Source organism: Rhizobium sp. ZPR4 (assembly GCF_040215725.1).
Lineage (GTDB): Bacteria > Pseudomonadota > Alphaproteobacteria > Rhizobiales > Rhizobiaceae > Rhizobium > Rhizobium rhizogenes_D.
Window position 1 is genome coordinate 1 of the sequence record NZ_CP157970.1, and the last position, 15,240, is coordinate 15,240.

Sequence of the window (15,240 nt, forward strand, 5' to 3'; positions counted from 1 at the left end):
ATGGCGAAGACCGCCGCAAAAATAGCGCCTATTGTTGAAGGGCTGACTGCGTTGATGGAGCGTCATGCTGAAGCGCTCTCCAGTCAACTTCAAATACATCATCTCAAGGTATTTCCGCCGACCGCCGAGAAGGGCATTCGGACATTCGCGCCGTCAGAGGCATCGAAACTCCTCGGAGTCGGTGAATCTTATCTACGGCAGATCGCGTCTGAGATGCCGGAGTTGAATGTCAGCACCAGCCCGGGAGGGCGGCGAACTTTTTCCATTGAAGATATCCACGCGCTTCGCAAGCACATGGATCAAGTCGGCCGCGGGAACCGACGCTACCTGCCACATCGTCGCGATGGTGAGCAGTTGCAGGTTATCTCCGTGATGAATTTCAAGGGCGGCTCGGGAAAAACGACGACGGCTGCGCATTTGGCTCAGCATCTGGCGATGCGCGGATACCGAATCCTGGCAATCGATCTTGATCCTCAAGCCAGTCTTTCAGCCCTTTTTGGCAGCCAGCCCGAAACGGACGTTGGTCCAAATGAGACGCTTTACGGTGCGATTAGATACGATGAGGAGCGTGTGCCGGTCGAGCAAGTCGTTCGAGGGACGTATATTCCGGACCTACACCTCATACCCGGGAACCTCGAACTGATGGAATTCGAGCACGACACACCCCGTGCTCTGATGAAGCGGAAGGAAGGCGATACCCTCTTCTACGGCCGAATCAGTCAAGTCATCGAGGATATTGCTGAAAACTACGATGTCGTCGTCATTGATTGCCCTCCCCAGCTCGGCTACCTCACGCTGTCGGCGCTAACGGCGGCGACATCCATCTTGGTCACCGTACATCCGCAGATGCTCGACGTCATGTCGATGAACCAGTTCCTGGCGATGACGTCGAACTTGTTGCGGGAGATCGAGAACGCCGGAGCCGAGTTCAAGTTTAACTGGATGCGTTACCTGATAACTCGCTTCGAGCCGAGCGATGGTCCGCAAAACCAAATGGTCGGTTATCTTCGTTCGATCTTCGGGGAAAATGTCCTTAATTTTCCAATGCTTAAAACCACAGCGGTTTCCGATGCCGGTCTGACGAACCAGACACTTTTTGAAGTGGAGCGTAGCCAGTTTACCCGGTCAACCTATGATCGAGCTCTGGAGGCAATGAATGCCGTTAATGGAGAGATTGAAACGCTGATTAAAAAAGCATGGGGTAGGCCCACATGAGCCGAAAAGATATCCTTGGAGTGTCAACAAATACCGCCGACACTGCGGCAATCGAAAGTAGAACTGCCAAGAACCGCTCCATGCCGCTTCTCGGAGTTGCCAGGAAAGAGCGTGATCCAGCGACGAAATTGACCGCGAACATCGGTAACGCATTGCGCGAGCAAAATGAGCGGCTCGGCCGCGCCGAGGAGATCGAGAAACGTCTTGCCGAAGGCTTGGCTGTAGTCGAGCTGGATGCCTCGTCGATTGAGCCTTCTTTCGTTCAGGATCGGATGCAAGGCGACATCGAGGGTCTCCTGGCGTCCATCAGTGAACAGGGCCAGCAGGTTCCAATTCTGGTGAGACCGCATCCTGAGCAGTCCGGCCGCTATCAGGTTGCCTTTGGGCACCGGAGGCTGCGGGCTGTTTCGGATCTGGGTCTTCCTGTGAAGGCAGTCGTTCGCAAGCTCACGGACGAGCAACTTGTCGTAGCTCAGGGCCAGGAAAACAATGAGCGACAAGATCTGACCTTCATTGAGAAGGCGCGCTTTGCACATCGGCTCAACAAACAGTTTACGCGAGAGATCGTTATCGCCGCGATGTCGATCGACAAAAGCAATTTGTCCAAGATGCTTCTTCTCGTCGACGCCCTCCCCTCTGAGCTGATCGACGCTATCGGCGCCGCACCAGGGATTGGACGCCCAAGCTGGCAGCAATTGGCGGAGCTGGTTGAGAAAGCTCAATCTCCATCGGAGGCGATCACGTTTACGACCTCAGAGGCAGTGCAAGCATTGCCATCGGCGGATCGATTTAAGGCCGTGATCGCTCGTTTAAAGCCTAGCCGGCCCACGCGTGGTCTGCCTCATGTAATGTCGACCCCTGATGGCGACAGACTGGCGCAGGTGACGCAAAGCAAATCGAAACTGGAAATCACGATCGACAGGAAAGCTACGCCGGACTTTGCCGCTTTTGTGCTGGAGCAATTGCCGGCGCTCTACCAGGATTATCGGACCAAGGTTCAACGCAAACACGGAGAGTAATCCGCAAAAGAAAAGAGCCTCCTCAACGTCGCCGTCGCGGAAGCCCTTCTGTCTCTGTAGCAAGAACAGAATCGCATTTCCTCGAATCCTCGTCAAGAGTTTTTGGCGCCGTTTTGGTGGGCAGATTTCTTTTGCCTGATGAAAGGTGAAAGACGATGCAGACGGGAAGTGTGACGACGCCATTCGGGCGGCGGCCGGTGACGCTTGCGCTCGTACGGCGCCAGACGGCGGCGGCCGAGATAAAGCACGGCAAGACTGTTGATAAATGGAAGGTACTTAGGGACGCGTCGGCCGCAATGGAACTGCTTGGGATTCAGTCCAATAGTCTCGCGGTTCTTGATGCCCTTTTGAGTTTTTATCCCGACAATGAATTGAGCCAGGATGCGCAATTGATTGTGTTTCCTTCGAACGCCCAGCTTACGCTCCGCGCTCACGCCATGTCGGGCGCCACCTTACGCAGGCATCTCGCCTTGCTAGTGGAGGCGGGGCTGATCATCCGTAGGGATAGTGCCAACGGAAAGCGCTATGCGCGTAGGGACGGAGACGGGCAGATCGAGAATGCCTTTGGCTTCGACCTGTCCCCTCTCCTTGCACGCTCAGAAGAACTGGCGGCCCTTGCTCAACAGGTATTCGCTGATAGAGCAAATCTGAGGAGGGCAAAGGAAAATCTAACGATTTGCCGACGCGATGTTCGAAAGCTCATCACGGCGGCCATTGAAGAGGGTGCTGAGGGCGACTGGCTAGCTGTTGAGAATGTCTACGTCGCTCTTGTTCGCAAAATCCCGCGTGCGCCGACACTGTCGGACGTTAGGGCTATTCTTGAAGAAATGGAGATGCTCCGGGCGGAAGTGATCAACCGATTGGAAACGCAGAAACTTCCTGAAAACATAAGCAGCAATGATGCTCATATTGAGCAGCACAAACAGAATTCAAATACCGAATCCATATATGAATCTGAACCATGCTCCGAAAAGGAGCAGGGGGCGAAGTTCAGTGGAAACGCACGACCGCCGGGGGAGGCGACGAAAGCGTTTCCACTGAGTGTCGTGTTGAAAGCCTGCCCAACGATATCGAATTATGGACCTGACGGCACGATCCGAAGCTGGCGGGACCTGATGTCGGCCGCGGTGGTTGTTCGCTCTATGCTGGCCGTAAGCCCCTCAGCGTATCAAGACGCTTGCGAGGTGATGGGGCCAGAAAATGCGGCTGCGGCTGTCGCCTGCATGCTGGAGCGTGCTAACTTTATCAGCTCCCCCGGCGGCTATCTAAGGGATCTTACTCGACGTAGCGAACGAGGGGAGTTCTCGCTTGGGCCAATGATTATGGCCTTGCTAAGGGCTAACGGGCAGGTGGGCTCGCTGGCTGGCTAGATGCTGATGGGAGCCTCTGATGGTCAGCTGACCACGAGCATAAACCGCTGAAATCAAATGTTTTTTGAGCCGCGGGTAATTTCGGTCGGGTTAGAGGGTTTTGTCCCGGCTGCCAAACAGTAGTTGGGACCCAGACAGGATTGGAATGCCTATCCAGTGTAGATAATTGGTCGGCACGCAGATGCCGACAGAATGATGTATTAGGGCGTGACGCACTTGATTGCCGAGGAGCTGGAGCTTGCGTCGCGTTCAATGTGGCTTTCGCAACTGGATCAATGATCTCATGATGGGAGGAGAATCCATCGATTCTTATATTCGAAGGAAGAGTCTTTCGAGATAGCGAGGAATTCGACCGGCGCTTTTGTTGTGGTCAGCTGACCACTGTTCTAAACCATTGAAAACGAAAGATTTTGCTGAACCCTAATTTTGCCGCTTGTGGCATGAACGGCAAGTCGAAGCTTAACGATCACGACAGTGCCGACGATCTTGCCGGTCCTGATTGCCGCTTCGATAACCGCGTCCATCCGCTCTTTCATCGCAACAATCCTCCAATGGTTCCGAGTAAGCAGGCACAGAACTACTCATGGCGCTGATGTTCCACAAGGCGCGGGAATGGGAAAGTCGGTCTCTCATCTGATCGGGCATGAATACTGCCTCGTATCGCGCTTGCGCCCCGATGGATCTCTGTGAAGCGAATAGGACCTAGTCTGAAGGCGATGGGTATCAAGCGGATGGCCCAGCATTTAGCTGAGCCGCACGCAGAGGAGACCACTTGGCCGATGTCCCGACGTCCACAAAAGCGAAAGTCGATCGATGATCTGACGAAGAGGGCTGAACTCGGTAATGACGAAGCTCGCCCCTAGGGAAGACTGAGCGAGAGGTAGCTTCCGACAACTACTCGAATTGCGATTATTGTTTTGCGGTCTACTTGATGGAAAATTCGACGGTTCCCATTACCTTCCCGTCCACCGAGAGGACGACCTTGTATTTGCCGACGGGGAAACCTGCATTGGGTTTGCTAAGCGACGCGTCAACGTGGTTTTCGAGAGAACCGATATCAAAGCTGGCTTCGTCGATCTTATAGTTCGCCGGCGCTACGCCATTGGTATCAACAGCGATCCAGGAAACGGTAATTTTGGAACCGGAGCTGATGTCATCAGTGACGCCCGCCGACAGATAAATCGCAGCGCTGTCTGCAGGAAGTGTCGTTTCTGTCTCATCAGCGCCCTTCGCGTTCGAGATGATTATGTCCTCGAATCCTGACGCCCAAGCTGCCGAAGCAGAGGCGAGGGCACCGGTAAAAACAAGCGTCCGCATTACTTTCATGAGAATATGCGTGGATGAATCCTCCCAAACTGGTGGGAGACGGCGAGAGAGGGGAGGCCGAGTTTGGAGGACCGGCTATACGGGTTCTTCATCAACCAGATCCCTGAACCGTAAGTCGCCGACGTTCCTCGGCGCGTTGAACCGGATCCCGCAGCGACCGGAAATGTGCGCCCCTGATGGTGAGATCTTCGATTACCTTAAGCAGATGGCTGACGGAACGGGCCAAGCGATCGAGGCGCACGACGACAAGGGTATCTCCGCGCCGATCTCTCGGACGAGTTTGGCAAGGGCTGGTCGGCTACGGGAAGCGCCGGACCCGTGTTCCTGGACGATGAGCTCGCAGCCGGCCGAGCGCAGTTCGATCTCCTGTGCATGGGTTGTCTGCTCGTCGGTGGAAACGCGAGCGTAGCCGATCAGACGCCCCTTTGCTTGCTTCATGGCGATCTCCCCTGGCGAGATTGCTTTTTCGATATGTCGATGCCATCGACACGTTCAGATCATGTGTCGATAAAACGAGGATTTTTCGACATATCAGTTTCTGATGGATATCGTCGCATCATCTCGCTGCTTGCTGAAGCTCGGCGTAGATTGTCTCGATCCGTGTGGTCTCTGCGTCGCTGAGCGCCGAAAACTCCTTGTCACGTGCCCGCTTCGACAGTAGTCCTTCGTTCTGACGCAGGAAACGGAATAAAAGGTCGAGCAAGCGATCGGGCATATCGATCATCTGCTGCACTTCTATCTTGAACGCGTCATAGATGCGCAGGAATGCCGTCTCGGCCGGCAGATCCACATCGATCGTTCGGGCTACGCACTCGAACAAGAATTCGGCGTGCGGCGTCGCGTCGAAGTAGCGGTAGAAGTCGGCGGTGTCATTCAGCACCGTGACATTGCCACGATCCGTTGATTGCCAACGAACAAGCGGCAGAAGGCGGCGTGAGTAGCTTTCCAATACGGTTCGATAGGCATCGATGCGGTCCTGGATGACGGCCGAGACCGGGAAGACGAGACCGGGAGGGTTGAACCCGCGCTCGGCGAGAACATGATGGATCAGATAGCGGTGCAGCCGCCCGTTTCCGTCCTCGAAGGGGTGCATATAGACGAAGCCGAAGGCGAGGGCCGCTGCGGCGAGAACAGGATCGAGATGCTGTGCCGCTCCGCGGTCGAAGGAGGTCAGGCCATCGATCAGCGAGGACAGGTCTTCCTGCCGGGCGCTGATATGATCAGGGATCGGCGCGCCTGTCAGGCGATCATGCTCGCCGATGAAGCCACCCTCGACGCGCAGGCCGAGATGGACGAAGCGCGCATCGCCAATGACGATGCGCTGCAACCGCTCCAGTTCGGCGCGGTCTATCGGCCGGCGGCCAGCCTCGCCGATCACCTGGCCCCAGCGCTGGATGCGATCTTGTGGCGGATCTTCTCCCTCGATCTGGAAGCTCGAACGCGAATCCTTGAGCAGCAGGAATGCGGCGGTGCGTGCCAGCAGGTCCGCCGGTACTTCGGCTATCAACTGCCGTGCTTCGTCGCCAAGCCCGCGCGCAACGAATGCGTCGAGTGCGGGCGTGCGGGAGATCATCGGACAGAAGGCTGGTGTGCCGGGCAAATTGTTCTTCACCCGATGTCTTGTTGAGCTCGTTCCGCCCACTGCGAATTGCCGATCGGGATCGACCACAAGGGCATAGGTGCCCTGTGCCGCGTCGGGCAGATCGAGATGTACATCGAGTAGCCATTCATAGAGGAACCATAGCCGTCGCGCATAGGCGCCCGTGGGTGCTGCGCGCACCATGCTGACGATCGGTTCGGGACCTGTTTGCCGGAACAAGGCTTTCAGAACGGCAAGGTCTAGCCCTTCATAGCGCAGCGCGAAGGTCAGGTGTCCGGTAAGGTTATTGTCCGGCTGGTGGCGCGGGGTGTAAATGTTCCAGCCCTCGGCCTGATAGACTTTGTGGCGTGGACCGATCGCCGATAAGGCGATTGGCACAGGCGCGGACAATTCAAAGGCATCGATCAAGGCCGCATAGCCGACAGGGATGGCGGCTTCCGGCATCCAGCGGCCGTGAAAAACGCTGACCGCGCCTGAAAACGGTTTTTTTTGTCCTTGCTCCATGAATCTTGGTATCCGCTTCCGAAAACTGCTTTTCAAGCGAAGCTCTCATGAAAACCGATCATGAACAATGAAATTCGATGAAATATGAGGAATTTTGCGAAAATGGATTCTAGCGATGCGCCGGGTACAGCGTTTTCCAAATACAGAAGATAAGGATAAAAGATCATTTGCAGGCGTGTTTTATGGCTGGAATAAGGGGTCGCGTAGCGCGTTTTCTACTTAGGGATACGAACGATCTACCTTGGGCGTGAAATGCGTGACAGCAGCCTTCCGCAGGCGAAATGTCAAGAAACTAGCTGTCTTGAGAGGGAGCGGTTAGCTGCCTCCTACAAATTGCCCAATAAAATTGGTACTGTCGACGCGACGAGAACAAGCGCGACCGAAAGATTGAAGATACGTGCATAAGTCGGCCGGGTAAGCACATTGCGGAGCAGGCGGCCGGCAGCCGCCCAGACAGCAACACTCGGGATTGCCACAAGAGCCAGCAAAGCCGCAGCGATCGAGATATTCAGCAAATAATGGTTGCTGGGAATATAAGTCGCCGCGGCGCTCACTGTGATTGCCCATGCTTTTGGATTGATCCACTGAAAGGCGGCGGCACCCAAGAAGCCGATGGGCGAGTTCTCCGGGCCTTCAACAATTGGGCCGCTGCGCGCGATCTTCCAAGCAAGCCCCATGAGATAAAGCGAACCACCAATCCGCAGAATTTCGTGCGTAATCGGATAGGCGTCGAATAGCGTGCCTAGGCCGAAGCCAATCGCCAACATTTGCAAGGCGACTCCAGCAGCAATGCCACCTATGAGCGGAAACGACCTAACTAACCCTACACGAACGCCGGACGCCAGCGCCATTGCGTTGTTGGGTCCCGGCGTAACTGTCATGAGAAAGGCGAAGACGAGGAATGGAGCGAGAACTACTGGATCGGTCATACGCGCAATGTTAGGAAGGTTTTTGCGGAATGTCGGTGCAAAATTCATCAATGGAGCCGGAAAGATTGCAACAAAAGCCTGTATTTGATCGCATTGACCGTCATATATTGCGCGAGCTATCTGTCGACGCGCGCCAGCCGAATGTCCGTTTAGCTGAGCGCGTCGGCTTGTCTGCGTCGGCATGTTTACGTCGCGTTCAAGAACTGGAGCGCGCCGGTGTCATTACGGGATATCGAGCGTCGATTGATCGTGCGCGAATGGGAGCGGGTTTCCTCGCCTACATCACGGTCGGGCTGTCCGATCACACCAAGATGAGCCAGGAGGCGTTCGAGCAAGCGATGTCACAGGCTGATGAAGTCGTTGAGTGCCACAACGTGACAGGCACAATAGAATATTTGTTGCGTGTCGAAGTTACCGACATCGCCACTTACAAGGCGTTCCATACGAACGTGTTAGGCACGCTGCCGCAGGTCACGGCGATTACCAGCTTCATCGTTCTGGGCTCTCCAAAGGATCAAAGGCGGTGATAGACTCATTTGCGGGGGCAAGCGCGAGAAGCGCGTTAGCGGCCCTCCGTCGGGCACTGATCGCGAGAAAGTGTGGGGGAGGGGCTCATGTATGCCACCCACCAACAAATGCCAGAGGGCTTCAGGTCTTTGAGGCTTCCCGCCAAAGTCCCCCGAGCTGCATGATCCTGGGGTGAGTAGCAACGCGAGGAAAAAGCGTTGAAGTATCGCTATCATGGGCCGAATGAATGGTAGCTTCCCCATACAACGAGATAATGCAGAAAATCGCTTATTGGTTGCCCTCGGCACGTCGCGATCATGAGCGTGAGCTTGCGGCTTCAGGCTAAGTTTTGTATAAGCCGTCTCATGATCAAAACCGCACTTATCGCTGCAATCTATTATGCGACGTTTCCATAGGGAGCGGCGCGTTTTGATCATGTCTTGAAACAAGCCGCCGTCAGGCGGCTTGTTTCATTCTGGAGACCCCCTGGCGGCAATACCAGGAGAGTTCTGATGACAAATCCAGAGACAACAACCGACCGTTTCGAGCCGCGTTCGCCAGCGATGAAGACATTGGTTGAGCGCGGCTATATCAACCAGGCGACGGACCTTGCAAGTATCGACGCGGCCTTCAACGCGAGCATCGTCCCTGTCTACGCGGGCTTTGACGCGACCGCCGATAGCCTACATGTCGGACATTTGCTCCCAATCATGGCGCTACGCCGGCTGCAGCAGGCCGGCAACAAACCCATCGTCCTCATTGGCGGTGGGACTACACGCATAGGTGACCCGAGTTTCCGCTCGGATGTGCGTCCCATGCTAACGGACGAGCAGATCGCCAACAATGTCGTAGGAATCAGAAAGGTATTTGATCGACTTCTAGTCTTCGGTGATGGACCTACGGATGCGATGATGGTCAATAATGCCGACTGGCTGGACTGCATCCGCTGGCTCGACGTGCTGAGGGACGTTGGTAGGCACTTCTCGGTTAATCGGATGCTTTCCTTCGACAGTGTGAAGTCGAGGCTGGAGAAGCAGGAGAACCTAAGCTTCCTGGAGTTTAACTACATGATCCTCCAGGCCTTCGACTTCCTCGAACTTTCGCGTCGCACCGGGTGCCGCTTACAGATGGGTGGTGCCGACCAGTGGGGCAACATCATCAACGGGATCGATCTGGTGCGACGAGCCGATGGGCAGGATGTCTTTGGAATGACCGTGCCGCTTCTAACGACTTCCTCAGGGGTGAAAATGGGGAAGACAACTGCGGGAGCGGTATGGTTGAACGAGGACCGCTTGTCGCCCTATAACTACTGGCAGTTCTGGCGCAACACGGAAGACGCCGATGTCGTTAAATTCCTCAAGCTGTTCACAGACCTACCGATCGACGAGATCAAAAGGCTTGGGCAAGCCCGCGGTGCGGAGCTGAATGTCGTCAAGGAACTCCTTGCTAATCAAGCGACAGGTCTCGCGCACGGTACTCGCGCAGCGATGGAGTCTGCCGCAACTGCGAGGCAGACGTTCGGACAAGGTGAGGTCGCCGAAGGGCTTCCGACGATTGAGCTTGAAGAAACAGAACGGTCGCTTGGCATCGCGATTGTTGACCTTCTGGTCCGGGCAGGATTGTCGTCATCCAAAAGCGAGGCCAGAAGAGCAATTGAAGGACGGGGCGTACGCATCAACGGAGAAATAGTCGTTGAACTTGAAATGATGGTTTCCGCGCAAGCGTTACCTGCTCGCCTTTCCCTCGGCCGTAAACGTCACGCGGTCATAAAATGATGGCTTTCGCCGGGACTACAGCCCGGCGTTTGGTCCGCTCTTGGCACGCAGTTGGAACAATCAAGCTGGTTTCAGCAAGGCATACGCGTAGGCGACCCTCTTCTCGAATAATCGGTCCATGACACGCAGCCTTCACCAGATGTCGAAAATCGAGAAATTATATATTAACCATTATTCTCCAAGTATTACTTCGAGATATGTTTATGTCGTTGTGTGCATTCATAGTCTTACGGTTTAAATGATTTGAATCCGTATCAAAAAATGCGAATAATCGCGTAAATTGCTTCAATATGTACATTGACCAATATCTAGTTGTGCTCTCGGCTGCAAAGAGGACTGTCATCTATGCTCACGAATACATTGCAATCGCTTAAAATCGGGCGAAAATTGCTGATATTAACTCTCGTAACGGTTGCGATCGGTGCGGGCGTCGGTATCTACGAAGCGACAAAGTTGCGGTCGATTGACAACGCCTACACTGCGGTTCTCGATGATGACGCCAATGGCTCCATCAAACTGGCGGAGATTGCTGGCAAAACGGACTCGATCGGTCGCGTTCTGTATCGCATGATCGCGGAAACCGAAGTTTCGGATATGCAGAAGTCCGCCGAAGAGCTGAAGCAGGTATTTGACGAAACCGGTAAATTGATCGAGCAGGGAGCAGTCTACTATCCTGGCCAGAAGGATGACTTTGCAACGTTGGCCTCCGATCTTGCCGCCGTACGCGCCTCGGCAGAGTCGATCGAAAAGCCAGCGTTGGTCAATGACAACGCGACGGCCTTGCAGCTTACTAGGGACAGCTTCACGCCTGCTCGTCAGAAATTCGATACCGATGCCACCAAGCTCTATGACTGGGCCAAGTCGGAGCTGAAGCGGAAGAATGATGCGGCCAGCGTCGTCACCGATACGACGATTGTGACCGCCTATGTCGTTCTTGGCGTGGGGGCCCTGTTTGCAATCATGCTGAGCGTCTATGTGACCGCCAGGCAAATTGTCCGACCGATGACAGGTCTGACCGATACGATGACGGTGCTTGCCGATGGCAACCTGTCTGTCGATATTCCCGGCTCTGCCCGTGGTGATGAACTCGGTGCCATGGCCCGCGCGGTCGAGGTCTTCAAGCAGAATGGCATCAAGGTTCGAGAGATGAATGCCCAGGAAGCGGCATTGCAGGCCAAGAGCGCCGATCTGCAGTCGAGCATCGGAGAGGTCGTCTCGGCCGCGGTTGCCGGTGACTTCACCCAACGCATTACCAAGCGTTACGACAATGCCGATCTCGACCGCTTCGCCGCAAGCGTTAACGAGCTCGTGACCTCCGTCGACCGTGGCGTCGCCGAAACTCGCCGGGTTGTTTCTGCACTTGCCGACGGTGATCTCACGGAGAATATGCGCGGTGAGTTTCAGGGCGCTTTTGGCGAACTGAAGAATAACGTCAATGCGACCATGGCAAACCTGCGCTCGGTGCTGGGGGAGGTCCGTGCGGCGATCGACACGATCAATGGCGGGGCTGGCGAAATGCGGATCGCTTCCGGTGACTTGTCGAAGCGCACCGAACAGCAGGCCGCGGCACTGGAGGAAACGTCTTCCGCTCTCGAAGAGATCACCGTTGCCGTGAAAAGCTCAACGGAACGGGCAACAGAGGCCAGTCATATGGTCGACGAAGCCCGTAAGAGCACTGAGCGGTCGAGCGCCGTCGTCAAGGATGCGGTCGCGGCCATGGGACGGATCGAGCAGGCTTCGGGCGAGATTGGCCAGATCATCAATGTCATCGACGAAATCGCCTTCCAGACAAATCTGCTGGCATTGAACGCCGGCGTTGAGGCAGCGCGCGCTGGCGATGCCGGCAAAGGCTTTGCCGTGGTTGCTCAGGAGGTTCGCGAACTCGCGCAACGTTCGGCCACCGCCGCCAAGGACATTAAAGCGCTGATCAACAGGTCTGGAGAAGAAGTGGACACCGGCGTCAAGCTGGTTACGGCAACTGGCGATGCCCTCGGTCTCATTCAGGGGCATGTCATCAAGGTCAATGAGCATGTGCATTCGATCGCGACGGCAGCCCGAGAACAGTCGACCGGACTGTCGGAAGTCAGCACCGCGGTGAACCAAATGGATCAGACGACGCAGCAGAATGCGGCAATGGTGGAAGAATCCACTGCTGCGACCAACCGGCTTGCCGATGAAGCTGTTAATCTGGCCCAGTTGATCGCTCGCTTCAAACTGGATGGTCAGGTTTCCGCGCCACGTGCAGCACGGCAAGACAGCAAGCCTGTTGCTTCTCCTGCTCGTGCTTTGACCCAGAAACTTGCTGGAGCATTCGGCGGCCGCACGGCAGCAGCAGTTGCCACCAAGGAATGGGAGGAATTTTGATGGAGGCCTCGATCAGCAGCTCAACACTTGAAATCATTGCTTTCCATCTCGGCGAGCAGCAGTTCTGCATCCGGACGACTGCGATCCGGGAGATAAGAGGATGGGCGGCGGCAACGCCACTGCCCCATGCTCCGTCTGACGTGCTCGGCGTCATGAACCTGCGCGGCTCCGTGATCCCGGTAATCGACCTTGCGGCAAAGCTTGGGGTTCGCAGTGCCACGCATACCGATCGCAGTGCCATTGTCGTGGCGGAAATCGGCGACAACATCATCGGCCTGGTGGTCGACCGCGTTTCCGATATTCTGTCTATCGGCAGTGACCGGATCCAGCCCGTGCCGGATCTCGGCAGGACCTTCGATCCGGCGTTCTCGCACGGGATCATTCCGCTCGAGCACGGCATGGTCTGCTTCCTCAATCTTGATCACATGTTTGCCAATCTCGAGGGGGCAACTGAGGCCGCCTAGTGTGAACAATACGAAACCTTGCCGTTGATCGACCCTTGGCCTCAAGTGTGAGTCCAAGCTGCAACAGCTTTCGGACAATCGACGGCTTGGCCGAACTGACACTGGATCTCCTGTCTCCGTTCGAGTTATTCCGTGAATGGCGGGATGATTCGAGCGGGCGCGATAGCTGCTTCGTTCGCGAAGGATACATCATGACGGCGCAGATTGTTGCGGCATGGGCCGCACAGAACGGTTTCAATTTGCTCGATTCATGGAAGTATCGTCGCAGTGATGATGCACGCACAATCACCATCGAGATTAAAAGGCTTTCGGTGGTGCTGATCGATGAAAGAGCCGGCTTGCGCCCGCGGATCGTTTCCGCCTTGTTCAAAGATCTGCTTTTCGGGAATCCGAACGGCAAACTTGAGCGGTTGTTGCGAGATCATTGAAAGGCGAACGGCAAGGCTTTCCATCTCTCTAATTAGCCATACAATTCGACTCTGTTCAAACTCGCGATCTTGGAAGTTCGATGAATGAAGGGCTCAATTGCGGATAAGCCGAAGTGCGCGCTTCATCCAAGAGCGCTCTGACGGATGATGGTTGCCATTTTCGGCCATCATGGGCCGGTCGTTCACCTATTTGATCCAGTTGCGCCGCAATATCGCGTAGCGACAGATTAGGATCGGCGATCGTGATCGCGGCGACAAGCTTCATCAAGTGATCTTCGGGCGAGCGAGCCAGAAGCTCGGGGTCGGCCAGCTTCTCACGAACCATCCGATGCACGGAGCGACGTAGCCGTTCGATCGTCCAGTTATGACCGCGACGGACAGGCGTGTTTTATAATAGAATTAGAGGCCCATCCAGAGCGTTTTCTGGGTCGGGGCATTTCTACCCATCGCGGCGATGAAACGCGCGCTGGCTGCCTCCTTGACGGAACTGGCGAAAAGCTGCGTGTCTTGAGGGAGGCAGGCCATGCAGCGCCAATCTGCGCGGCCTGGGGCCGCGAAATCAAGCTGGCATCCGCTCACGAGAGGCAAGCGAATACACTTTTCTATTTCTTGGCTTCGGGCATATTCAATGTATATCGCGTATGGCGGCGTTCGCCGCTCCGGCTCATTGCTCCCTTCTCCACCATATCGTGAAGGTCGCGCGTTGCTGTCGCGCGGGAGGTTCCGGTGATCGAGATGTAGTTTTCGGCGCTTAAACCGCCTTTAAAGCCCCCAATCCCTTCTCGAAACATACGAGAGACGACCTTGTCCTGGCGTTCATTGAACTTGCCGCGGAATCGGTCATAGAATTTTCCCTTGCGGATATAAAACGCGATACGGGCAAGGGTCGCCTGTTGCGCGTCCAATATGGTCTGAGCGAAATAGATGAGCCACCCAGTTATGTCGAGCGTGCGCTGATTTGCTTCGAGCTCGCCGTAATACGCCTTGCGACTCTTTTCGATCGTGTATGCAAGTGAGGTCAGGCTCGGTTGCCCGATGCTTTGCGCCAGCGACTTTTCCGCCAGAGCTCGGCCGATCCTGCCATTTCCGTCTTCGAAGGGATGGATGCTTTCGAAATAGAGATGACCAATTGCGGCCCGCGTCAGAGCGGGCAGGGGAGTTGTGCCTTCCGGTGCGGATCTATTGAACCATGACAGATACGCATCCATCTCGGCCGGTACTTGTCTGGAAGGTGGCGCCTCGAAGTGAACAACTGGTTTGTCGAGACGTCCGGATACGATTTGCATCGCATCTTCGTGCGTCCGATAGCCGCCAATCGTAGCGATGTGACGATTTCCAGCCATCAGCATGGAGTGCCAGCGGAAGAGCGTCTCATGAACAAGCGGCTTGGACCAGCTCTCGAAGACGTCGATCATCATCTCGGCGATACCACGTTCCTGAGGCCGGATTGCTCGGTTGTCGGCATCAAGGCCGAACTGCCGGCGTAAAGACGACTGCACGCTCAGCCGGTCGAGCATCTCACCTTCGATCTCGGAGGTTTTGACGGCTTCGTCGCTTAAAAGCTCGATACGCAGTGACTTTCCATCGTCTTCATCAAAGTGCCGCACGGCGCCAATGATTTCTCCCGAGGACTTGAGAAACTGCCGCTCGAGTGGCTGGAGCGGTTCAGGGTCATAGGTAAAGTGCGGCCAGCCAGTTTGTGTCCAATTCCAGTGCATGAGTTATAGCCATCGTTTCTA

General features: G+C 55.5%; 13 protein-coding genes and 2 pseudogenes. 8 read left to right on the forward strand and 7 right to left on the reverse strand.

Going from position 1 to position 15,240, the window contains the following annotated elements; all coding sequences use genetic code 11:
• From repA to repC, 3 genes are all read left to right on the forward strand, one after another.
• Complete coding sequence (gene repA / locus ABOK31_RS33305; protein ID WP_349962991.1) at positions 1–1,215, forward strand: plasmid partitioning protein RepA; 1,215 nt, start codon at positions 1–3, stop codon at positions 1,213–1,215.
• A complete protein-coding gene (repB, locus tag ABOK31_RS33310) occupies positions 1,212–2,234 on the forward strand; it encodes a plasmid partitioning protein RepB (protein ID WP_349962993.1) in 1,023 nt (340 codons plus the stop codon). Before repA ends, repB begins: the two co-directional genes overlap by 4 nt.
• Before the next feature lie 155 nt (positions 2,235–2,389).
• Positions 2,390–3,604, forward strand: a complete 1,215-nt coding sequence (gene repC, locus ABOK31_RS33315; RefSeq protein WP_349962995.1) for a plasmid replication protein RepC — start codon at positions 2,390–2,392, stop codon at positions 3,602–3,604.
• Between the two features lie 386 nt (positions 3,605–3,990).
• On the opposite strand, the gene ABOK31_RS33320 is transcribed toward repC, so the two are convergent.
• The 5 genes and pseudogenes from ABOK31_RS33320 to ABOK31_RS33340 form a co-directional block, all read right to left on the reverse strand.
• Positions 3,991–4,140, reverse strand: a complete 150-nt coding sequence (locus tag ABOK31_RS33320) for a hypothetical protein (RefSeq protein WP_349962997.1) — start codon at positions 4,138–4,140, stop codon at positions 3,991–3,993.
• A gap of 388 nt (positions 4,141–4,528) precedes the next feature.
• The gene (locus ABOK31_RS33325) at positions 4,529–4,930 is read right to left on the reverse strand and encodes a hypothetical protein (protein ID WP_349962999.1); all 402 of its coding nucleotides are present in this window, start codon (positions 4,928–4,930) and stop codon (positions 4,529–4,531) included.
• 139 nt (positions 4,931–5,069) lie between these two features.
• Positions 5,070–5,368, reverse strand: a pseudogene (locus ABOK31_RS33330) (recombinase family protein); the annotation flags it as partial.
• 118 nt (positions 5,369–5,486) lie between these two features.
• Positions 5,487–7,034 carry a Fic family protein gene (locus ABOK31_RS33335; RefSeq protein WP_349963001.1) on the reverse strand — a complete coding sequence of 516 codons (1,548 nt, stop codon included), beginning with the start codon at positions 7,032–7,034 and terminating at the stop codon, positions 5,487–5,489.
• A 326-nt stretch (positions 7,035–7,360) separates the two neighbouring features.
• Positions 7,361–7,963: a LysE family translocator gene (locus ABOK31_RS33340; RefSeq protein ID WP_349963118.1), complete on the reverse strand. Its 603-nt coding sequence runs from the start codon at positions 7,961–7,963 to the stop codon at positions 7,361–7,363.
• 29 nt (positions 7,964–7,992) lie between these two features.
• On the opposite strand from ABOK31_RS33340, the gene ABOK31_RS33345 reads away from it, so the two are divergent.
• The 5 genes from ABOK31_RS33345 to ABOK31_RS33365 all read left to right on the forward strand — a co-directional run bounded on the left by ABOK31_RS33345 (position 7,993) and on the right by ABOK31_RS33365 (position 13,501).
• On the forward strand, positions 7,993–8,490 hold the full coding sequence (locus ABOK31_RS33345; RefSeq protein WP_349963003.1) for an Lrp/AsnC family transcriptional regulator: 498 nt from the start codon (positions 7,993–7,995) through the stop codon (positions 8,488–8,490).
• Between the two features lie 492 nt (positions 8,491–8,982).
• Positions 8,983–10,245 carry a tyrosine--tRNA ligase gene (gene tyrS / locus ABOK31_RS33350; RefSeq protein WP_349963005.1) on the forward strand — a complete coding sequence of 421 codons (1,263 nt, stop codon included), beginning with the start codon at positions 8,983–8,985 and terminating at the stop codon, positions 10,243–10,245.
• A 345-nt stretch (positions 10,246–10,590) separates the two neighbouring features.
• Entirely contained in the window at positions 10,591–12,609 is a 2,019-nt protein-coding gene (locus tag ABOK31_RS33355) for a methyl-accepting chemotaxis protein (protein WP_349963006.1), read from the forward strand.
• The gene (locus tag ABOK31_RS33360; protein ID WP_349963008.1) at positions 12,609–13,073 is read left to right on the forward strand and encodes a chemotaxis protein CheW; all 465 of its coding nucleotides are present in this window, start codon (positions 12,609–12,611) and stop codon (positions 13,071–13,073) included. Before ABOK31_RS33355 ends, ABOK31_RS33360 begins: the two co-directional genes overlap by 1 nt.
• Positions 13,074–13,159: 86 nt before the next feature.
• Positions 13,160–13,501: a hypothetical protein gene (locus ABOK31_RS33365; RefSeq protein ID WP_349963010.1), complete on the forward strand. Its 342-nt coding sequence runs from the start codon at positions 13,160–13,162 to the stop codon at positions 13,499–13,501.
• Positions 13,502–13,556: 55 nt separating this feature from the next.
• On the opposite strand, the pseudogene ABOK31_RS33370 reads toward ABOK31_RS33365, so the two are convergent.
• Both ABOK31_RS33370 and ABOK31_RS33375 read right to left on the reverse strand, forming a co-directional pair.
• Positions 13,557–13,877 (reverse strand): annotated as a pseudogene (locus ABOK31_RS33370) (hypothetical protein); the annotation flags it as partial.
• A 226-nt stretch (positions 13,878–14,103) separates the two neighbouring features.
• The gene (locus ABOK31_RS33375) at positions 14,104–15,219 is read right to left on the reverse strand and encodes a Fic family protein (protein WP_349963012.1); all 1,116 of its coding nucleotides are present in this window, start codon (positions 15,217–15,219) and stop codon (positions 14,104–14,106) included.
• Positions 15,220–15,240 lie beyond the last annotated feature (21 nt).

Coding starts and splice junctions, on each gene's coding strand:
- repA (WP_349962991.1), top strand. CDS start 1: ATGGCGAAGACCGCCGCAAAAATAGCGCCTATTGTTGAAGGGCTGACT.
- repB (WP_349962993.1), top strand. CDS start 1,212: ATGAGCCGAAAAGATATCCTTGGAGTGTCAACAAATACCGCCGACACT.
- repC (WP_349962995.1), top strand. CDS start 2,390: ATGCAGACGGGAAGTGTGACGACGCCATTCGGGCGGCGGCCGGTGACG.
- ABOK31_RS33320 (WP_349962997.1), bottom strand. CDS start 4,140: ATGAAAGAGCGGATGGACGCGGTTATCGAAGCGGCAATCAGGACCGGC.
- ABOK31_RS33325 (WP_349962999.1), bottom strand. CDS start 4,930: ATGAAAGTAATGCGGACGCTTGTTTTTACCGGTGCCCTCGCCTCTGCT.
- ABOK31_RS33335 (WP_349963001.1), bottom strand. CDS start 7,034: ATGGAGCAAGGACAAAAAAAACCGTTTTCAGGCGCGGTCAGCGTTTTT.
- ABOK31_RS33340 (WP_349963118.1), bottom strand. CDS start 7,963: ATGACCGATCCAGTAGTTCTCGCTCCATTCCTCGTCTTCGCCTTTCTC.
- ABOK31_RS33345 (WP_349963003.1), top strand. CDS start 7,993: ATGTCGGTGCAAAATTCATCAATGGAGCCGGAAAGATTGCAACAAAAG.
- tyrS (WP_349963005.1), top strand. CDS start 8,983: ATGACAAATCCAGAGACAACAACCGACCGTTTCGAGCCGCGTTCGCCA.
- ABOK31_RS33355 (WP_349963006.1), top strand. CDS start 10,591: ATGCTCACGAATACATTGCAATCGCTTAAAATCGGGCGAAAATTGCTG.
- ABOK31_RS33360 (WP_349963008.1), top strand. CDS start 12,609: ATGGAGGCCTCGATCAGCAGCTCAACACTTGAAATCATTGCTTTCCAT.
- ABOK31_RS33375 (WP_349963012.1), bottom strand. CDS start 15,219: ATGCACTGGAATTGGACACAAACTGGCTGGCCGCACTTTACCTATGAC.